19 protein-coding genes are annotated in these 19,539 nt (G+C 73.6%); 7 read left to right on the forward strand and 12 right to left on the reverse strand.

The window, feature by feature from the left end; translation table 11 throughout:
- Positions 1–49: 49 nt before the first annotated feature.
- Positions 50–1,135 carry a sensor histidine kinase gene (locus AC1DT4_RS08055; RefSeq protein ID WP_477089258.1) on the reverse strand — a complete coding sequence of 362 codons (1,086 nt, stop codon included), beginning with the start codon at positions 1,133–1,135 and terminating at the stop codon, positions 50–52.
- Positions 1,128–1,811 carry a response regulator transcription factor gene (locus tag AC1DT4_RS08060; protein ID WP_477089259.1) on the reverse strand — a complete coding sequence of 228 codons (684 nt, stop codon included), beginning with the start codon at positions 1,809–1,811 and terminating at the stop codon, positions 1,128–1,130. Before AC1DT4_RS08060 ends, AC1DT4_RS08055 begins: the two co-directional genes overlap by 8 nt.
- An 88-nt stretch (positions 1,812–1,899) precedes the next feature.
- Between AC1DT4_RS08060 and AC1DT4_RS08065 the strand changes: the two genes are divergently transcribed.
- The 3 genes from AC1DT4_RS08065 to AC1DT4_RS08075 all read left to right on the forward strand — a co-directional run bounded on the left by AC1DT4_RS08065 (position 1,900) and on the right by AC1DT4_RS08075 (position 3,879).
- The gene (locus tag AC1DT4_RS08065; RefSeq protein WP_477089260.1) at positions 1,900–2,547 is read left to right on the forward strand and encodes a M15 family metallopeptidase; all 648 of its coding nucleotides are present in this window, start codon (positions 1,900–1,902) and stop codon (positions 2,545–2,547) included.
- The gene (locus tag AC1DT4_RS08070) at positions 2,544–3,176 is read left to right on the forward strand and encodes a VanZ family protein (RefSeq protein WP_477089261.1); all 633 of its coding nucleotides are present in this window, start codon (positions 2,544–2,546) and stop codon (positions 3,174–3,176) included. Before AC1DT4_RS08065 ends, AC1DT4_RS08070 begins: the two co-directional genes overlap by 4 nt.
- Before the next feature lie 82 nt (positions 3,177–3,258).
- Positions 3,259–3,879, forward strand: a complete 621-nt coding sequence (locus AC1DT4_RS08075; protein WP_477089262.1) for a dihydrofolate reductase family protein — start codon at positions 3,259–3,261, stop codon at positions 3,877–3,879.
- A gap of 1 nt (position 3,880) precedes the next feature.
- Here AC1DT4_RS08075 and AC1DT4_RS08080 read toward each other — a convergent pair whose 3' ends face one another.
- From AC1DT4_RS08080 to AC1DT4_RS08090, 3 genes are all read right to left on the reverse strand, one after another.
- Positions 3,881–6,322 carry a carboxypeptidase regulatory-like domain-containing protein gene (locus AC1DT4_RS08080; protein WP_477089263.1) on the reverse strand — a complete coding sequence of 814 codons (2,442 nt, stop codon included), beginning with the start codon at positions 6,320–6,322 and terminating at the stop codon, positions 3,881–3,883.
- A gap of 120 nt (positions 6,323–6,442) precedes the next feature.
- Positions 6,443–7,831 (reverse strand): NAD(P)-binding protein, encoded by a 1,389-nt coding sequence (locus AC1DT4_RS08085; protein WP_477089264.1) that lies wholly within the window; start codon positions 7,829–7,831, stop codon positions 6,443–6,445.
- Between the two features lie 31 nt (positions 7,832–7,862).
- A complete protein-coding gene (locus AC1DT4_RS08090; RefSeq protein WP_477089265.1) occupies positions 7,863–9,176 on the reverse strand; it encodes an APC family permease in 1,314 nt (437 codons plus the stop codon).
- A 175-nt stretch (positions 9,177–9,351) separates the two neighbouring features.
- Between AC1DT4_RS08090 and AC1DT4_RS08095 the strand changes: the two genes are divergently transcribed.
- Positions 9,352–9,987 (forward strand): cysteine hydrolase family protein, encoded by a 636-nt coding sequence (locus AC1DT4_RS08095; RefSeq protein WP_477089266.1) that lies wholly within the window; start codon positions 9,352–9,354, stop codon positions 9,985–9,987.
- On the opposite strand, the gene AC1DT4_RS08100 is transcribed toward AC1DT4_RS08095, so the two are convergent.
- Positions 9,981–10,838 carry a VOC family protein gene (locus tag AC1DT4_RS08100; RefSeq protein ID WP_477089267.1) on the reverse strand — a complete coding sequence of 286 codons (858 nt, stop codon included), beginning with the start codon at positions 10,836–10,838 and terminating at the stop codon, positions 9,981–9,983. The genes AC1DT4_RS08095 and AC1DT4_RS08100 overlap by 7 nt on opposite strands.
- A 29-nt stretch (positions 10,839–10,867) precedes the next feature.
- Positions 10,868–11,437 carry a DUF2510 domain-containing protein gene (locus tag AC1DT4_RS08105; RefSeq protein ID WP_477089268.1) on the reverse strand — a complete coding sequence of 190 codons (570 nt, stop codon included), beginning with the start codon at positions 11,435–11,437 and terminating at the stop codon, positions 10,868–10,870.
- 113 nt (positions 11,438–11,550) lie between these two features.
- Between AC1DT4_RS08105 and AC1DT4_RS08110 the strand changes: the two genes are divergently transcribed.
- A complete protein-coding gene (locus AC1DT4_RS08110; RefSeq protein ID WP_477089269.1) occupies positions 11,551–12,759 on the forward strand; it encodes an SMI1/KNR4 family protein in 1,209 nt (402 codons plus the stop codon).
- A 22-nt stretch (positions 12,760–12,781) separates the two neighbouring features.
- Here AC1DT4_RS08110 and AC1DT4_RS08115 read toward each other — a convergent pair whose 3' ends face one another.
- Both AC1DT4_RS08115 and AC1DT4_RS08120 read right to left on the reverse strand, forming a co-directional pair.
- Positions 12,782–13,276, reverse strand: coding sequence for a GNAT family N-acetyltransferase (locus tag AC1DT4_RS08115; protein ID WP_477089270.1), 495 nt, complete (start codon positions 13,274–13,276; stop codon positions 12,782–12,784).
- An 18-nt stretch (positions 13,277–13,294) separates the two neighbouring features.
- Entirely contained in the window at positions 13,295–14,557 is a 1,263-nt protein-coding gene (locus AC1DT4_RS08120) for an alpha-hydroxy-acid oxidizing protein (RefSeq protein WP_477089271.1), read from the reverse strand.
- A 74-nt stretch (positions 14,558–14,631) separates the two neighbouring features.
- Between AC1DT4_RS08120 and AC1DT4_RS08125 the strand changes: the two genes are divergently transcribed.
- Entirely contained in the window at positions 14,632–15,621 is a 990-nt protein-coding gene (locus AC1DT4_RS08125; RefSeq protein WP_477089272.1) for an aldo/keto reductase, read from the forward strand.
- A 7-nt stretch (positions 15,622–15,628) separates the two neighbouring features.
- Here AC1DT4_RS08125 and AC1DT4_RS08130 read toward each other — a convergent pair whose 3' ends face one another.
- Complete coding sequence (locus tag AC1DT4_RS08130; RefSeq protein WP_477089273.1) at positions 15,629–16,735, reverse strand: DNA glycosylase AlkZ-like family protein; 1,107 nt, start codon at positions 16,733–16,735, stop codon at positions 15,629–15,631.
- A gap of 52 nt (positions 16,736–16,787) precedes the next feature.
- On the opposite strand from AC1DT4_RS08130, the gene AC1DT4_RS08135 reads away from it, so the two are divergent.
- Entirely contained in the window at positions 16,788–17,894 is a 1,107-nt protein-coding gene (locus tag AC1DT4_RS08135) for an AAA family ATPase (protein ID WP_477089274.1), read from the forward strand.
- Positions 17,895–17,909: 15 nt separating this feature from the next.
- Here the strand turns inward: AC1DT4_RS08135 and AC1DT4_RS08140 are convergent, their stop codons facing one another.
- Positions 17,910–18,314: an SHOCT domain-containing protein gene (locus AC1DT4_RS08140; RefSeq protein ID WP_477089275.1), complete on the reverse strand. Its 405-nt coding sequence runs from the start codon at positions 18,312–18,314 to the stop codon at positions 17,910–17,912.
- 14 nt (positions 18,315–18,328) lie between these two features.
- Positions 18,329–19,539, reverse strand: a 1,211-nt coding sequence (locus AC1DT4_RS08145; RefSeq protein WP_477089276.1) for a hypothetical protein, incomplete at its 5' end; no start/stop codon positions are given.

Here is a 19,539-nt window from a genome sequence, read left to right on the forward strand (position 1 = left end):
TCGACGGCTACTGGCTCTTGCCGCGCGGGCAGGCCTACCTGGACCGGCCTTAGCCAGGCGCGGCGGGCAGGTGCACCACGACGCGGAGCCCTCCGCCGGCCCGCGGCGTGAGGACGAGCTGCCCGGCGTGCGCCCGGGTGATGCTCTCGACGATCGCCAGGCCGAGGCCGACGCCCGCGTGCTCGCCGTGCACTCTCTCGGTGCCTCGCTGGAACGGCTCGGTGAGCGTCGTGACCACCCGCGGAGCCAGCTTCTCGCCGGTGTTCTCGACCGTGAGCTCGACGGACGCCGGGTGGGCCGCGGTGACCACGCGCACGAGGCCGCCCTGGGGCAGGTTGTGGACGATCGCGTTGTGCACGAGGTTCGTGGTCAGCTGCAGCAGGAGCGCCCGCGAGCCGACCGTCGGGGCGACGTCCCCCGAGGTCTCGAGGCTCACGCCGCGGCGCTCCGCGAAGGGCAGGAGCGTCTCGGCGGCCTCCTCGGCCAGGAGCGAGAGGTCGACGCGTTCGCGGGCGAAGGACCGTTGGTCGGCGCGGCTGAGCACGAGCAGCGCCTCGGTCAGGTCGATCGCTCGGGCGTTGACGCTGTAGAGGCGCTCGACCAGCTCGCCCTGGTCGTGCTCGGGGTCCTGGCGGGCGACGTCGAGCAGCGCCTGGGTGGTCGCCAGCGGGGTGCGCAGCTCGTGGGAGGCGTTGGCGGCGAACCGCCGCTGCTCGGCGACCTGCGCGTCGAGCCGGGCGAGCATGGCGTCGAAGGCGTCGGCGAGCTCGCGGAACTCGTCGGCCCGGCCGGGCAGCCGGATGCGGTGGGACAACGACCCGTTCGCCGCCACCCGGGTGGCGTGCGTGATGCGGGCGAGCGGCGCGAGCATGCGGCCGGCGAGGAGCCACCCGCCCACCAGGCCGAGGACCAGCAGGAAGAGCAGCGCCATCGCCGCGCGCGGAGCGAAGGCGCGCAGGAGGTCGGTGCGGTTGGGGATGTAGCCGTCGGGGCCGAAGATGACGTCCTTGTCCGGCACGTAGCGCAGCAGGAAGACCCACACCACCGCGAGGAGCAGGACTCCGGCCACCATGAGGAACGCGGCGTAGCTGAGGGTCAGCTTGAGGCGGACGCTCGGCCCGGGTGCCCTATCCACGGTCGTCACCGGGACCCTCGGCGTCGATGCGGTAGCCGACCCCCGGCACGGTGGCGATGACCCAGGGCTCGCCGAGGCGCTTGCGCAGCGCCGAGACCGTGATGCGCACCGCGTTCGTGAAGGGGTCGGCGTTCTCGTCCCAGGCGCGCTCGAGGAGCTCCTCCGCGCTGACCACACCGCCCTCGGCGGCGACGAGCACCTCCAGCACGGCGAACTGCTTGCGGGTCAGCGGGACGTACCGGCCGTCGCGGTAGACCTCGCGACGGAACGGGTCCAGCCGCAGGCCCGCGATCTCGTGCACCGGCGGCCGGTGGTGGGCGCGTCGGCGGTCCAGCGCGCGGAGCCGCAGGACCAGCTCGCGCATCGCGAAGGGCTTGGTGAGGTAGTCGTCGGCGCCGAGCTCGAAGCCCGACGCCAGGTCGTCGAGCCGGTCGGCAGCCGTGAGCATGAGGATCGGCATGCCGCTGCCGGAGGCCACGATGCGCGCGGCGACCTCGTCGCCCGACGGTCCGGGGATGTCGCGGTCGAGGACGGCGATGTCGTAGGAGTTGATGCTGAGCAGCGCGAGCGCGGTGTCACCGTCGCCGGCGACGTCCGCGGCGATCGCTTCCAGGCGCAGGCCGTCGCGGATCGCCTCGGCGAGGTAGGGCTCGTCGTCGACGATCAGCACGCGCACTCTCTGGATGCTACGAGCCGCCACCTATCGTCGGGATATCGCGTTCCGCATACGGCCCAGCAACACCGGCCCCGGTTCGCTGGGGGCCATGCCCCACACCTCGCCCGTGCAGACGGCACGCCGTCGGCTCCGACCGGCGGTGCTCGTCGCGCCGCTCCTCGTCCTGGCGGTCGTCGTCGCCGCCCTCCTCGGCAGCCAGCGACCGTCGGCGTCGGCCCCTCCCTCGCACTCGGTCCACGTCGGTCCCGGCCTCGCTCCCGTGTCCGCCGACGCCCCCGCGGCTCCGGGGGCGGACGGCACCGTCGCCGACGGCGTGACGGTCTTCGACGACGACGTGCCGGCCGTGGCCAACCTCGACGCGGGACTGCTGGACGCCCTGCGCCGCGCCGCGACCGACGCCGCCCCGGACGGGATCACGTTCTTCGTCAACAGCGGATGGCGGTCTCCCGAGTACCAGGACCAGCTGCTGCGCGACGCCGTCGCCGAGTACGGCTCGGCCGAGGAGGCAGCCCGATGGGTGGCCACGGCCGACACCTCGCCCCACGTGCAGGGTCAGGCGATCGACCTCGGGGACTGGAACACCACGGCGTGGCTGTCCACGCATGGCTCGGCGTACGGGCTGTGCCAGATCTACGGCAACGAACCCTGGCACTACGAGCTGCGTCCCGACGCCGTCGGCGCCGGCTGCCCGACCATGTACGCCGACCCGACGCACGACCCGCGGATGCAGCCGTGACCCGCTCGACCGCGACCGTGACCGCGCGGGCGGGCGAGGTCGACGAGGTCGCCGCGGGGAGGTCGCACCTCGTCGCGCTGTTCGCCGTCTACCTCGGCCTGCTCGCGTGGGCGGTCCTCTGGAAGCTCGAGGTCCCCTGGGTCGGCGAGGCGGGCGAGCGCATCATCAAGCTCGTCCCGTTCGTCGCCACGGCTCGCGCCGGTGCCAGCACGCCGTTCGACGTCGTCGTGAACCTCCTGCTCTTCGTCCCGTTCGGCCTCTACCTCGGCCTGCTCGCGCCGTCCGTGCGGTGGTGGAAGGCCGCGGCGACCGTCGCCGCGGCAAGCCTGACCTTCGAGGTCACCCAGTACGTCCTGGCGGTCGGGAGCTCGGACCTCACCGACGTCCTGGTCAACACCGCCGGCGGCGTCCTCGGGTTCGGGCTGCTCGTCCTGGCACGCCGTCGGCTCGGGGCAGGCACGGGTGCGGTCATGGGACGGATCTGCGCGATCGCCACCGTCGTGGCCCTGGTCGCCGGCGCCGTCGTCGTCGCCTCGCCGCTGAGCTTCGGGACTCCGCAGGACGTGCGGTGCGATCCCACCCACCCCGGGCAGTGCCGCGTGCCGGGCCGTCCGGGCGGCGGCGATTGATCCTCGTCCTCACGCGGACACTCGCGTGGGCCGGAGCTAGTCTCGAACGGTCGCCCAACCGAGGACCAGCCGGGGAGCAGCCATGGGCCGCCTGTACATCGACCTGTTCGTCAGCCTCGACGGCGTCGCGCAGGCGCCCGGTGCCCCGGAGGAGGACACGTCCGACGGCTTCCCCTTCGGCGGCTGGCAGGCGCCGTTGGACGACGACCTGGTGGGCCGCGAGGTGAGCGCGGGCATCGCGGCGATGGACGCGCTGCTGCTCGGGCGCCGGACGTACGACATCTTCGCCGCGTACTGGCCGCACCACGCCGACGACATCGGCCGCCAGCTCAACGCCGTGCCCAAGTACGTGGCCAGCCGCGGGAACCCCGACCTCACGTGGTCCGGCAGCACGCTGCTCGGCCCGGACCTCGTCGCGGAGATCCGGGCCGTGCGGGACCGCCACGAGAGCACCCACGTCATCGGAAGCGTCGACCTCGTCCAGACGCTGCTGGCCGAGCGCCTGTTCGACGTGCTGACGCTGTGGGTCTACCCGATCGTCCTCGGCCAGGGGAAGAAGGTCTTCCCCGACGGCGTCCGGCCGTCCGCGCTCACGCTGCTCGGGCCGGCCGAGACCGGGAGCGCGGGCGCGGTCCAGCTGCGCTACGCCCCGACGGGCGCCGACCCCGCGACGGGCGACATGACCGAGGTCGACGCGACCTGACTCACCACCGCGGCGTCGCAGCGTCGAAGGGCGACGGGGCCGCCCCGAACGGTGCCGCGGCGGGGTGCCAGGCAGTCGGCGCGACGAACGTGAACCGCGCCCAGGTGGTCGACCGACCGGCCGGCGTCGTCACCGTCACGCGGACGACGCTCGCGCCGTGCCGCGGCACGACGACCGCCAGCTTGGTGCCGCTCAGCACCGTGACCTTCGTCGTCGTGACGCTGCCGAACGACACCGTCGTCCTGCCCTTGACGAAGTTCTTGCCCGTGAGGACGGTCAGCGTCCCGCCCGTCGAGGGCCCGACCGCCGGGGTCGCGTGCTGGACGACCGGCAGCGAGGCGACCGGTGGCGCGGTCACCGTGTGGGTCACGCCGGCCGACGAGGAGCCGTAGGTGGCGTCGCCGGCGAAGGTCGCGACGACGGTGTGGGAACCGGCGGCCAGGGTGGTCGTGCTCAGCTGGGCGGTGCCGCCGACGAGGGGGACGGAGACCGGGGCGCCGCCGTCGACGACGAAGGAGACGGAGCCTGTGGCCGCCGGCGTGACCGTGGCGGTGAACGCCGCGGCTGCTCCGGCGACCGTCGACGCGGCGGGGCCGGTCAGCGCCAGGCTCGTCGGGACCTTCTCGTAGGTGTACGTGGCCGGCGCGCTCGCCTGGCCCTGGGTGGTGACCACCACGTCGACCGGTCCCGCGGCGTGCGCCGGGGCGGTCGCGACCAGCGAGGTCGGCCCGTCGACCGCGACCGAGGCGGCGACTCCACCGAACGTGACGGACGTGTCGGCCCCGAAGCCGGTGCCCGTGATCGCGACCTGCTCGGCGCCGAGGACGGTGCCCGAGGCGGGTGCGAGCGAGCTGACGGTCGGTGGCTCCGCGCCCAGGACGTAGTCCACCATGGCCGCGGTGCCGGTGTACGTGGCGTCGCCGACGTAGTACACGTCGACCCACGGGTACGTGCCCTGGTCGATCGCGTCGAACGTCAGGGTCGCGTGGCCCGAGGCGTCGAGGTCGGCGTCGGCGTAGACGACGTCGCGGACCAGGGTGTTGCCGACCCACACGGACCCGGTCGGGGTGCCGGCGCCGCCGGTCACGGTGACGTCGATGGTGAACGGCTCGCCGACGACGGGCGGGTGCGCCGCCGTCGCGACGATCGTGGCGGGCGCGGACCCCCGCGCACCGGCGTGGATGTCGAGGCCCGCGGCGGTCGCGCCGGCCGCCAGCACCACCGGCGTGGCCTGGCTCGGCCGCGTGATGCCCGGCGTCGCGGCGTAGTAGGTGGGCACGATCGACGTGGACGCGTAGGTCGAGGCGACCAGGCGGTAGGCGCCCGGGCTCAGCAGGGTGATCGAGTACGAGCCGTCGTCCGCGGTGGTCGCGCCGTTCTGGTCCTGGTCCGACACGGCCTTCACGAACGCGCGCGCCAGCGGTGCGCCGTCCGGGCCGTACACGACGCCGGAGAGCGTGGCACCGGCCACGAGCGTCATGTCGTGCAGGGTCACGGTGGCGGCGTCGGCGACCTGCACCCGCTCGGCGTCCTCCCAGCGCGTCGTCCCCGGGTACACGACCCCGACCAGGTTGGCGCCCCAGTCCGACTGGGCGTAGACGGTGTAGTCGTCGTCGGCCAGCCCCGAGATCGCGTAGGTCCCGTAGGTGCCGGTGGTCGCTCCGCTCCCGCCGGAGACGGTGGAGGCGTAGACCTCGATCCCCGCTCGCGGCGTCCCGTCGGGCGCAAGGATCCGCCCGGTGATCGTGCCGCCGCGCGCGAGCACCGCGTCGTTCAGCGTGACCGTGGCACCCGGCGCGACCGGGACGACCGTCTGCGTCTCCGGGGTCTGGGCGTCGTCGTAGAGCTCGGAGACCCACGCGGAGCCGTTCGGCGCGGTGAAGGACACGCGCCAGTCGCCGGGACGCAGCCCGGCCGCGGTGAAGGTGCCGTCGGCGCCCGTGGAGGCCGAGGCGTACACGAACGCCACCGACTGCAGCTGGACGCTGACCCCTGGGATCGGGTTGCCGTCGACGTCGACGACCCGTCCCGTGACGGTGGCGGCGTGGTCGAGGACGGCGTCGATGCCGGTGACGTCGGCCGTGCTCACCGTGATCCGGGTCGGGTTCCAGGAGGCATCGTCGTCGTAGGACTCGCCGAGCAGCGGGCTGCCCGTCGGTGGCACGAACGTCACCGTGTACGCGCCCGGGATCAGGCCCGAGACCACGTAGTGGCCGGCCGGGTCCGTCGCGACCGGCGAGCTCCAGCTCGGGCCGGAGACCTGGACGGTGACGTCCGGCGCCGGCGCGCCGGTGTCGTCCGTGACGGTCCCGGAGATCGAGTACGTCGAGAAGCCGTCGGCCAGCGCGCTCGCCGGGGCGAGGGCTCCGAGGCCCAGCAGTGTCGCGAGCGCGGTGAGGAAGCCGGCGAACCGGCGGACGATGGGACGCGACGACGGCGTCATGGAGGGCCCCCTGCTGGTCGAGCGCCTCCCGACGGTCCGGCGCGGGGGAAATGTACCGTTTGGGCGACCCCCGCCGGGCCGCGTTCCCCGGACGTTCACCCGGTCAGGCGAACCGGCCGGTCAGAGCGCGGCCAGCCCGGAGAGCTCGGCCATGCGAGCCATCCCCGGGCCGACGTCGGCGCGGAACCGTGCCACCGCGGCGGCGAGCCCGGCGGAGGCCGCCAGCTCGGGTGGTGTGCGGGCGGGGTTGAGCGGGACGCCGTCGGCCCACGCCTTGATGGCCGGCTCCGACGCGAACGAGACGGCCGCCCGGCCGCCCAGCACCTGCATGCGCGCCCAGTCGGTAGGGGTGTCGGAGTACGGGGAGGGTGGGCACAAGCGGTTCTTCACGTCGTCGCGGTCGACGGTGGCCTCGACGTATCCCGCCAGGGCGGCGCCGAAGCAGGGGAAGCCCGTGCGGATCGGCTGCAGCGTGATGGCGTCCGTGCCCCAGATCGGCACCAGCGGCGGGTACCGCAGCCCGGAGGCCGCGCAGTGCACGACCACAGCGTCCTTCGCGACGGCGACCTCGCCCTGGTCGAGCACCATCCGCGTCGGTCCCGCGGACCGGACGTGCCCGAGCCGGACGACGTGCTCGATCGTGCGCAGCTTGTCGAGCTCCCAGCGGGCGAGCGTCGGCGTCTTCGCCATGGTCGGCGTCACGGACCGGTCGATGCGCAGCATGACGCCGGCGTCCTCCAGGCGCAGGAACAGGTCGTCCGCCGACGTCGACACCGCCGCCGCCCCCACCACATCCGCCGCCATGCCGATGAACACGGCCGGGTCCGGCTGCACCACCGCACGGTCGAGCATCCACGGGTCGCGCGGCCGGACCCAGCAGAGCGCCCCCGGGTCGACGCCGTTGCCGAGCAGCCAGACGCACGCGTCGGTCGCGGTCTTGCCGGAGCCGACGATGACGTACTGCGACGGCGCCTCCTCGAGCCTGACGAGGTCGTTGACCGCGATCACGTGCGCGCCGTCCGCGACCTCGAACGGCGGGGGCGTGTCCGCCGGGATCCGCGGGGCGAGGTAGCGGGCGTCGACGACGGGACGTCGGGAGCGGACCTCGAACCGCTCGCCGGACACCCGCGACACGAACCGTCCGTCCCCGACGTAGTCGCACCCCGGGTAGAAGGACACCCGGCCGGGCCGGAGCATGCGCTCGTGCAGCACCTGCGCGTAGTAGGCGGTGATCTCCGGGGCCGTGGCGCGCTCGTGCAGGCCGGCCTCCGGTCCGTCCTGCTGCAGCCGTCCGTCGCCGAGCCGCGTCGACGACACGCCGTAGAAGGCCGACGCCTGGTGCAGGCGGACGAACGGGTACGCGTCGAGCCAGTGGCCACCGGCGCCGTGCCTGCGGTCGACCATCACCACGCTGACGTCGTCCGCGTGGTCGATCAGGGCGTCCGTGAACGCCATCCCCGCCGCGCCCGCGCCGACGACCAGGTAGTCGGCTTCCAGGACCCGGACCACGTGCTCATGCTCCGCTCGCGCGCGGAGCCGGTCAACGGACCGGGTCGACCCGACCGGCGTCGCGACGGCGCGTCCACGTCTCGTCGACCACGAGCGCGATCGCGACCAGCGCGATCATCACCCAGAACGAGCGCCGCTCCGACGTGTAGAGGTCGACGACGAACCACACCAGCACGACCCCGGAGACCGCGACCGCGATCGCCGTCAGCAGCGGCGAGGCACCGAGCTCGGCCCGCAGCCGGAACGCCGCGACGGCGACCAGGACGAACACCGCGAGCGAGACGGCGCTGCCCACCGAGGCCAGGGCCCCGACGCTCAGCACCGTCACCAGGACCACCATGAGCGCCGCCGTGATCAGCAGCCCGCCGTGCCGTCCCAGCCGGCTGCCCGACCCGAACGCGGGCGGGAACGTCCCCGAGCCCGAGAGGGCCGCGCTCAGCCCGACCGAGCCGTAGAGCATGGCGGTGACGCTGGAGGACGTCGCGAGCAGCGCCGCGACCGCCATCATGACGAACCCGGCGTGCCCGAGCGCCGGTTCCGCCGCCACGGCGAGCGCCGTCGGGCCGGCCGCCACGACCTCGTCGACCGGGAGCGTGCCGAACACGGAGAGCGCGACCGCCACGTAGAGCACCGTGGTGATCGCGAGCGCGGCGTACATCGCGACCGGGAGCTCGCGGCGCGGCGCGGCCAGGTCGCCGCCCGAGAACGAGATCACGGCGAAGCCGAGGAACGCGAAGAACGTCAGGGCGATGCTGGCCACGATGTCGTCCACGCCCGGGTACGTGCTCGGTGCGAGGAGCGCGGGGTCGACGTGCGGCAGCGTGCCGACGACGAACACCGCGAACACGACGAGCAGGAGGCCGACGATCACCGTCTGCACGCGGTCGATGAGCCGCGGCCCGGCGACGGTGACCCAGGCCCCGAGCACCACCAGGACGGCGGCGCACAGCTTGGACAACCAGCCGCCCGGCGGGGCGTCGGCGATGAGGACCGCGGCGTAGTCGCCGAACGACGAGGCGACCATCGCGCCCACCACCACGATCGCGGTGAGGTACCCGAGCCACGCGGCGACCCCGACCAGCCGGCGGCTGCGGAACCCGTGCTGCAGGTACACGATGAGGCCGCCGGACGACGGCCAGCGCATCGCGAACTTGACCAGCGTGTACCCGAGGGTGGCGGACATCGCGCCGGCCAGGAGGAACGAGATCCACACCGCGGAGCCGGCCACCGCGCCGGCCTGCCCCAGCAGCGCGAAGATCCCGGCGCCGACCATCGCCCCGATGCCGAGCACGACGGCGCCGCGCACGGTCAGCTGCCCGGTGGCCGCCGGACCCGGCTCGGACATGGGATACCCCCTGCTGCCGCCGGTCTCACGGTCGGCACGCCCGACCCTAGCGGCGGGAACGGCTCCGCCGAGCCCGTTCGGTTCCCTCGCCTCTGTATCCAGCCCTCGTCCCTCGTCCCTATCCTGGCGAGAAGTCCGGCGTGACCTGATGACGGTGCCCGCACAAGGAGCAGACATGAACCCGGAGACCACCGCACTCGTGCTGATCGAGTTCCAGAACGACTTCACCAGCGAGGGCGGCGCCCTGCACGGCGCGGTCGAAGGGGTGATGGAGAGCACCGGGATGCTCGAGCACGCCCGGACCGCGCTCGAGGCCACCCGCGCGGCCGGCGCGACCGTGATCCACAGCCCGATCGCGTTCCAGGCGGGCTACGGCGAGATCACCGCGCACCCCTACGGGATCCTCAAGGGCGTCGTCGACTCGAACGCGTTCGTCAAGGGCTCGTGGGGCGCGGAGATCGTCGCGGACGTGGCACCCGTCGAGGGCGACATCGTCGTCGAGGGCAAGCGCGGCCTGGACGCGTTCGGCTCGACCAACCTCGACTTCATCCTGCGGTCCAAGGGCATCACGACCGTGGTGCTGGCCGGCTTCCTCACCAACTGCTGCGTGGAGTCGACCATGCGCTCGGCGTACGAGAAGGGCTTCGAGGTGATCACGCTGACCGACGCCGTCGGCGCGACCTCGGAGCCGGAGCACACCAACGCGATCACCTACGACTACCCGATGTTCTCCAAGCCGATGACGGCGGACGAGTACGTCGGGACCCTCCGCGGGGCGGCCGTGACGGCCGACAGCTCGCGCGGCTACTGACCTCCGCCGGTCGGCGCAAACTGGCTGGCCGTGAAGACCGCGCCCTGCGGGTCGCGGATGGTCGCCGTGCGGGCCCAGGCGTTCTCGTCGGTCGCCAGGACCGCTCCGCCGTTCGCCGTGGCCAGCGCCGCCGTCTCGTCGCGGTCGGAAACGGCGAACGAGACGTGCCAGTGGGGTGTCTCGTCGTCGCGGACCGGCGCGATCCAGCCGATGGCGTCGGCGAACCCCGGTGGCACCGAGACGCCCGACTGCCGCTCGTGGATGTCGGGGTCGACCGTGGCGGCCAGGTGGTCGCCGTAGCCCGGCACGCGGATCATCGTGGCGAACCCGAGGTCGGCGATGTCCCACCCGAACGCCCGGGCGTAGAGCTCGTCGGCGGCGGCCGGGTCGCTGGTGTGCAGGTCGCTGAAGTTCCACGCACCCGGCGCGTTGACGATCTGCGCGCCGAGGCGGCGCTTCGCCTGCCACAGGCGCAGCGAGGCGCCCTGCGGGTCGACGAGCTCCGCCCACGTGCCGCCCTCGCCCGCCACGGTGGGCCCGGTGGTCACGGTGGCGCCGGCCGCGGCGACCCGCGCCAGCGCCGCGTCGATGTCCTCGACCGCGACGTACGTGTGCCACGACGGATCCGCCGGCGCCTCGCCCGTCGGGTTCGTCGGGCCGCCGATGCCCGCGGCGTCCTGGCCGTCGACCTGCGCGATCACGTACCGCGTGGGCAGCCCGGGCGGGGTGGCGTCGTGGAACGTCCACCCGAGGACTGCGCCGTAGAACTCCTTCGCGCGCTCGACGTCCCGCTGCTCGATGTCGACCCAGGACGTCACGCCGGGGGGATAGGTCCGCTGCTGCTGCGTCATGCCTCCAGGCTAGGAAAGCCCACCGACATCTACCCGTCGAGGCGGTCGATCGCCTGCGACGTCTGCTGGGCGACCGAGATGGGCCCCGAGACGAAGAGGCCGAGCGCGGCGACGAGGGCGACCCCGGCGAGCGCGAGGCTCACCACGCTGAGCCGCGGCGCCCCGCGGAAGATCGCGCGCTGGTAGTCGCGGACCGCACGGCCGACGAAGAACACCCCGCCGACCACGCCGACCACCCACACCTCGCCGGGCCCACCGAGGGCGAGGCCGATGGCGCCGGTCACCACGAGGACCACGAGTCCCGAGCAGAAGAAGCCGATCGCGCCGCGCCGGACGCGGGTCGCCTCCCCGACGCGATGGCGCAGGAACGCCGCGTCCCGCGCCAGGCTGTCCTCGTGGCTGATCGTCTGTCCGAGCCGCGAGGGCACGGTGGTGCCGAAGGTGCTGACGTAGCCGGTGGCGGCGACGGGCGCGGTCACCTGGAACGCCGGGTCGGGCCGCGTGTGCTCCGTCCAGCCCATGCCGTCGAACCAGCGGTGCACCCCGACGGTCGACCCGTCCGGGTACCACCCGGCGGGCTGCTGGCTGTTGTCGGACATGGCGGTGATGGTCCCAGAGCGCCCGGAGGATCGGCCGCGCGCGGCGCGAGATTCACTCGACCGCCCGCACGAAACAGCCGCCTGAGGCAACTGGCCCCGCCGATACTCGTGCGGTGACGACTCCGATGGGAATGCGCGAGCTGGCGCAGAGGTGGAGCGAGCTGGTCCTCGCCGACGTCCCTCCCGGCGAGACGGTGACCAGGGCCGCACGTGAGTCGGGCTCCCTGCTCCGGGAGCCGGCGACCGAGGAGCAGGTCCGCGAGGTGGAGGCCGGGCTCGGCCGACGGCTGCCGCCGTCGTACCGCGAGTTCCTCCTGGTGAGCGACGGTGCCTACGGGGACCTCGACGGCGCGAGCCGCGTGTACGCCGAGGACGGGTGGGAGGAGAGATCGCCGGAGTCCTCCGTCGTCGGCATCGGTCTCCTGCCGGTCGCCGACCTGCGCTGGTTGCGCGACGCGCATCCGGCGACCGCGGCCCTCTACGCCGAGACGGGTCCGTGCGGGCCGGCGGCGGAGGACAACTCCTCGCCGTGGCCGTGGGGGCCCTTCGCGGACGGCCTCGTGGTCGACACCGACAAGGCGCCTGGCCAGACCTGCCTCGTGCCGTTCGAGGGCCTCGAGGAGTGGCAGGTCTGGAACATCCACAAGGAGATGTCGGAGGCGTACGTCTCCTTCCGGTCGTTCCTGGAGTACCAGGTCGCCCTGCGGGAGCCGGTCCCGACCGTCGACGAGCTGCGCTCCGTCATCGAGCGGGCGTCCTCGGGTGACTACGTCGCGACGATGCGCCTGTCGCGCACGACGGCGCCGGACGCCGTCCCGTTCCTCGCCGAGGTGGTCGGTCCGCGGTTCGGGATCCAGCCCGCGCTCGGCCTCGGTCGGATCGGGACTCCCGAGGCGATCGACGCCCTGGTCAGGCTGCTCCCCGCCGGTGTCGAGCAGGCGCTGGCACTCGCCGGCACCGACCAGGCGCGTGACGTGCTGGCCGACTGGGGAGACTTCCACCAGCTGTTCCTGCTCGGCGACGCCCGGGGAGCGCACATCGCTGCGAGCAGGCTCGCCGAGGTCCCGTCGACGCTGCTCCCCGGTCAGGTCTCCCTCGCGATCTGGGTGCTCGGTCGATCGGGCGACCCGCGGTTCGTCGAGTCGCTGCTCTCCCTGGAGCCTGCCGATGACTGGTCGGAGTTCAGCGTCGCCCAGGCGCTCGCCCGACTCGGAGCGCCGGAAGGTCGCGCGCGTCTCGGCGCGCTGGCGCGGGGTGACAGCCCGAGGAAGAGGGCGGCGCAGCTCTCCCTCGAGCGGCTCGAGACGGGACGCCTCCCCTAGGTCGTGCTCGCTCACACGTGCGTCAGTCCCGCAGGTCGAGCTCGAGCAGGGTGCAGGAGAACGTGTCGAAGTCGCGCTGCCCGACGACGGTGAACCCGTACCCCTGGTAGTAGGTGTGCAGCACGGGGTTGGTGGTCCGGCAGTCGAGCCGGAACAGGTCGACCCCGGCCTCGCGACCGCGGGCGGCCGCCCAGTCGAGCAGGGCGGTCCCGATGCCGGCGCCGGTGTGGCGGCGGTCGACCATGAGCCCGTGGACGTAGACGGCGGGGGTGTCGTCGGCACCCCAGAAGTCGGGATCGGACCACAGCAGCCGCACGGTGCCGACGAGCCCGCCGCCGTCGCGGACCAGGTACCACTCGCCGGCGTCGACCTGGGCCGCGATGCGGTCGCGCGGCAGCGATCCGTGCGGCCACTGCACCGTGCCGTTCGTGGCCATCCAGTCCTCGAGCGACCGGCGCAGCGCGTGGATCGCGTCGACGTCGTCGGGGGTCGCGGGCGTGGGGGCGAGACGGGTCACCGGTCGACGGTAACGGCGTCAGGCGAGCAGGTCGGGCCCGATCTCGTCGATCGAGCGCACCCCGCACAGCGCCATCGTGAGGTCGAGCTCGGCCCAGAGGTGCTCCAGCACCGTGCGGGCTCCGTCGGCGCCGGCGAGCGCGAGGCCGTAGACCCACGGCCTGCCGACCAGGACTGCGGCCGCGCCGAGGGCGAGCGCCTTCACGACGTCGGCGCCGCCGCGGATGCCGCTGTCGAAGAGGACGGGGACGCGCCCGCCGACCACCTCGGCCACGCCCGGCAGCGCGTCGAGCGAGCCGATCGCGCCGTCGACCTGGCGCCCGCCGTGGTTCGACACCGCGATGCCGTCGACCCCGTGGTCCAGCGCGAGCCGCGCGTCGTCGGCGTGCTGGATCCCCTTGAGGACGATCGGCAGCGACGTGCGTTCCCGCAGCCGAGCCAGGTCGTCCCACGTGAGCGAGGACCGGGAGAACACGTCGAGGAACGTCTCGACCGCGGCGCGCGGCAACGGGGAGCGGAGGTTCGCGCGCAGGTCACCGGGGTAGTGCCGGGCCATCGACAGCAGCGCGCGGACCGCGGCCGGCGTCGGGCGGTCCTTCGACGCCGTCGCGGCGGGTGCTCGCTCCTCCACGAGCCGCCGGAACGCCGGATCGCTCGTGTACTGCGCGATGCCCTCGGCCCGGGCGAACGGGAGGTAACCGAGGTCGAGGTCGCGGGTGCGCCAACCGAGCACGTGGGTGTCGAGGGTGACGACGAGGGCGTCGCTGCCGATCGCGCCCGCGCGCTCGACGAACGAGTCGACGACGTCGTCGTCCTTGCTCCAGTAGAGCTGGAACCACCGGGGCGAGTCACCGAGCTCCGCGGCAGTCGCCTCCATCGGGACCGAGCCCTGCGACGAGATCACCATCGGGAGGCCCAACGCCCGCGCGGCCCGGGCGGCGCCGAGGTCGGCGTCGCGGTGGGCCATCTCGAGCACGCCGATCGGGGCGAGGAGCAGGGGAGCGGGCAGCCGGCGGCCGAACAGCTCGACCGAGGTGTCGCGCGTCTCGACGTCGACGAGCATCCGCGGGACCAGTCGGTGCCGGGCGAACGCGTCGAGGTTGGCCCGCGCGGTCTGCTGCTGGCCGGCGCCCCCCGCGAGGTAGGCCCACGCCGCCGGGCTCAGCCTGCGCCGGGCCGCCGCGGCCAGCCTCGCCGGTTCGACGGGGACGACGGGGCGGCGGCCGAACACCCCGGCCCGGTAGATCCGCGACTGCACGTCGCGCCCCGAGAATGCGCTCACGACGCGAGTCTGGCACGCGTGCCCGGTACTGCCAGGGCCTCCCTCGTGCGCGACGTCGGACGTAGCGTCGAGCCATGGACACACGCACACTCGGACAGGGCCTCGAGGTCTCGGCGATCGGCCTCGGCTGCATGGGCATGAGCCAGAGCTACGGACCGAACCCCGGCGACCGCGACGACATGATCGGCGTGCTGCGCGGGGCCGTGGACCGCGGCGTCACGTTCTTCGACACCGCGGAGGTCTACGGGCCGTTCGTCAACGAGGAGCTCGTGGGCGACGCGCTCAGGCCGCTCCGCGACCGCGTCGTCATCGCGACGAAGTTCGGGTTCGACCTCCACGCCGACGGGTCGCACCACGGTGTGAACAGCCGGCCGGAGCACATCAGGTCGGCGGCGGACGCGTCGCTCCGGCGGCTCGGCATCGACGTCATCGACCTCTACTACCAGCACCGCGTGGACCCGGACGTGCCCATCGAGGACGTCGCCGGCGCGGTCAAGGAGCTGGTCGACGCGGGGAAGGTCCGCCACTTCGGCCTGTCGGAGGCGGGCGCCGCGACCATCCGCCGCGCCCACGCCGTGCACCCGGTGACCGCGCTGCAGAGCGAGTACTCGCTGTGGACGCGTGACCCGGAGGCGGAGGTGCTGCCGACGCTCGAGGAGCTCGGCATCGGGTTCGTGCCGTTCAGCCCGCTGGGCAAGGGCTTCCTCACGGGCACGGTGGACACGACGACGACTTTCACGGAGAAGGACGTCCGCACCACGATCCCGCGCTTCACCGAGGAGAACCGCCAGGCGAACCAGGCCCTGGTCGACCTGGTCACCGCGGTCGCCGAGCGCAGGGCCGCCACGCCCGCGCAGGTCGCGCTCGCGTGGCTGCTCGCGCAGAAGCCGTGGATCGTGCCGATCCCCGGTACCCGGCGGCTGACCCGGCTCGACGAGAACCTGGGCGCCGCGGACCTGTCGCTGACCGACGACGACCTCGCCGAGCTGACGGCCGCTGCCGACCGGATCGGCGTGCACGGGAACCGCTACAACGAGGCGGGCATGCGGATGGTCGGCCTCTGACGCGGGTTCAGTCGGGACGATCGAGGTCCAGCTCCAGCCAGCGGGCGAGGTCCTCGATCTCCCGGTCGACCGCCGCGGCGTCGGCCCTGCTCCACGACCCGTCCCGGTGGATCGCGTGCACCCGGAGGACGCCCGCACTGACGTCGGCGGCGGCGTCGACCTTGCCGACGAGCCGGTCGCCGATCAGCACGGGCAAGGCGTAGTAGCCCCAGCGCCGCTTGGCCACCGGCTTGAACATCTCGAGCGCGTAGTCGAACTCGAAGATCTCGGCCATCCGCTTGCGGTCGCTCAGCAGCCGGTCGAAGGGTGACAGCAGGGCGGCCCGGCCCTCGAACGGGCCGCCGAGCAGCGTGGGGTCCACCCGCCACCGGCCCCGCACCCCCTCGACGACCGCCGGCTCGCCCGCCTCACCGACGTCCACCGGCTCGACCGGCTGCTCGGTGCCCGTCGGCCGCGCGATGCCGAGGGCGCGCAGCCGTCGCTCGTCGCGGATCCGGCGCGCCTGCTCCACGGGGACCGGAGGGTCGTCGGGGTAGATCCGCTCGGCCAGGTCCCACAGCCGGTCGCGGCCGCGCCGTCCGGCCACGGCGACGTCCCCGCTGTGCACCATCACCTCGAGCATCATCACGACGTTGCGGTTGTTGTTCCAGCCGCTCGACCGCCACGGCCGCACGCAGGTGTCGGGCAGCTCGCGCGCCGTCAGCGGCCCGTCGGAGCGCAAGAGCTCGAGGATGTCCCGCCGGCAGCCCTCGTTGTCGCGCAGCCAGCGGCTGTTGGCCACCTGCCAGCCCTTGACGTCGGGACCGGTGCCGGGCCACGCCTCCATCTCGGCGCGGAACAGCGCGAGGTCCTCGGGCACCCGTACGGTCCCGCGGAAGTCGAGCAGGGACAGGTCGTCGAGGGAGTCGGCGAGCTCGCGCGGGTCGTACGCCGAACCGAGGCGGCTCCACAGCACGAGGTCGGCGCTCGGCGCGATCGCACTGGTGGGCTCGAGCTGGAGCATGGTCAGCGCGCGGACGGTGTCGTGGACATCGGTCGGGCGGTCGGCCGTGAGCAGCTGGGCGCGGACCGCGACCCGGCGCGCGTCCGCGCGGGTCAGCTCGTGCACCTCCATGCCGCGGACCCTACGACCACCGTCCGACACGCGCTCTCGCTAGGGTCGCCGCATGATCCGGACGCTGGCCGTCGAGCGTTACCGGAGCCTGGGCTCGCTCGTGCTCGGGCTCGACCGGCTCACCGTGGTGACCGGTGCGAACGGGAGCGGCAAGACGAGCGTCTACCGCGTGCTGCGCCTGCTCGCCGACATCGTGCGCGACGGCGCGATCAGCTCCCTGGCCCGGGAGGGCGGCATGCGCTCGGCCATCCACGCGGGCCCGCGCCCGAAGGGCCCCGTCGCGGTCCGGCTCGGGGTGGCCACCGAGGACCTGTCGTACGCGATCGACCTGGGCCTGCCGCAGCTCGGGCCGTTCCGGCTCGACCCGGAGATCAAGTCCGAGGTCGTCTGGGCCGGCCCGGTGCTGCGTCCGTCCACGGTCCTCACCGAACGCATCGGCATGCGCGTGCGGAGCCGCGACGACGACGGGAGCTGGCAGGACGCACCGCTCGCGGTGAGCGAGCACGAGTCCGTCATGGCCGTGCTGGCCGACCCCGCCGCGACCCCCGACCTGTTCGCGCTGCGGGAGCAGGCGCGGCGCTGGCGCTTCTACGACCACCTGCGCACCGACGCCGATGCGCCCGCCCGCCGGCCCGGCGTCGCGACGTTCACGCCCGTGCTGTCCCCGGCGGGCGACGACCTGGCCGCCGCGCTGCTGACCATCGGGCTCGTCGGCGACGACGACGCCCTGCAGGCCTCCGTCGACGCCGCGTTCCCCGGCGCGCGCGTGGTCGTCGAGGAGGACGAGGCCGGGACCTGCCGCGTCGCCATGAGCCAGCCCGGCCTGCTCCGTCCGCTCTCGGCGGCCGAGCTCTCGGACGGGACCCTGACCTATCTGCTGCTGCTGGCCGCCTGCCTGGCCACGCGCGCGCCGGACCTCCTGGTGCTCAACGAGCCCGAGTCGAGCCTGCACCCCAGCCTCATGCCGGCCGTCGGCGCGCTGATCGCGTCGGCGTCCGAGCGCTCGCAGGTGCTCGTCGTGACCCACTCCGGTGACCTGGTCCGAGCCCTGCGTGCGGCCGGCGCCAGCACCGTCGAGCTGACGAAGACCGGCGCCTCGACCACGGTCGAGGGCCGCGGCGCGCTCGAGGGTCCGTCGTGGACCTGGCCGAAGCGCTGACTCCGTCGCGAGCCATTAGTCGCCCGCGATGACCTTCGCCTTGGCCACGCGGTACTCCTCGTCGTCCAGCTGACCGCTCGCGTGCAGCGCGCCGAGGCGCTCGAGCCGCGTCGTCACGTCGTCCACGGGTGGGGCGGGGTGCGCGGACGCGTGCTCCTGCCGGCTGCGCTGGAAGGCGTCGGCCCCGTCCTTCGCGGCGGTCGCCGCACCCTTGCCGGCCTCGACGGCGCCCTTGGTGAGCGCGACGCCCGTCTCGCCCACGACCACGACCGCCGTGGCGCTCTTGGAGGTCAGCGAGTCCTTGGTGGTGTCCTTGACGGGCAGCTTGCCGATGCCGGCGGCCATGAGCCGCTGCACGTCCTGGGCGATCCCGAGGCGCTGCAGTCGTTCCTCGAGGGAAGCCCTCTCGTCGCTGTTCATGTGCCGATCCTCTCCTACGCCGGTGCCAGCGTGGTGACCGTTCCGGCGGATCCGCGGTACATGAGCGCGCCGTCGGCGACGAAGAGCACACCGCCCGTGCTCGCGGTGTCCGGGGTGGCGCTGCTGCGCAGGAAGACCCCGCCGTCGGTGCCCAGCTGGTTCGGCGCCCGGCGGTAGAGCATCGTGTCGCGCGTCGCCGCGCCCGTGCCCCACTGGAGCGTGCCGTCGACGAGGGTGACGAACCGGCGCTGGGCGTCGCCCGTCACCTCGCCCTGGACCACCCGGGCGGTCGGGTCGGTGCCGGCGACGAGGATGCCCTGCCCGCCCGCGGCCAGCGGCGTCACGGTGATCCCGACCCCGCCGTCCTGCGTCACCTTGAGGCCGGCGGAGGTGCCGCCCGCGCCGCCGACGGACACCAGGCCCGTCTGCCGGTCGAGGGCGAGCGGGGAGTCCTGGTACGCGTTGCCCGCCTTGTAGCGGCGGAACTCCAGGTTCGCGTCGGTCTTCGTGGCCCGGACGGTCCACCGGGGTTGCCTCGCGCCGACCTCCGTCCCGAAGACGAGGTCCTTCGGGTGGTTGTCGGTGCCGACGATGCGCAGCTGCTCGTCGGCCGCACCCACCTGGAGCTCGAAGTCGGCCATGTTGGTGCGGACGGCCGAGCGGTCGGTGCCGATCTTGCCCGTCACCGGGTCCACCAGCTTGATCTCGAACCGGGTGCGCAGCGCGCCCTTGGCGTCCGGCACCTCGAAGTTGATGTGGCCGTGCCAGAGGTTCTTCTCCAGCGAGCTCGGGTCGTCGTTGTTGAGGAAGTGCGCCCCGATCCACGCGATGGTCACCGGCTTGGTCGGGTGCGTCGCCAACCACGTGTAGTCGCCGCCCGGGTAGTGCGGGGTCGGCCAGCTCCCCTGGTACGTGAGCATGCCCTTGGCCCGGGCGTCCTTGAGCTGCACCCGGACGGACTCGCCGTAGGACCCGAAGTGCGGCTGGTACGTCTCCAGCACGATCCGGCCGGTCGAGTCGTAGATGCCGGGCCCGCCACTGACGCCCCCGGCGGGCGACGACTTCACCAGCAGCGTCGACGGGTTGGCCGTCGTGCCCACCTGTAGGTCGTCGTCGAACACCGTCGTGGCGGCCGGCAGGACGACGCCGCCGCGCAGGCTCGGTGCGGAGGCCGCGGCCGGTGGGGCGGCCGCGGTCACGACGCCCGCCGTGGCGAGGGCCGCGG

Source organism: Cellulomonas sp. P4_D11 (genome assembly GCF_056401915.1).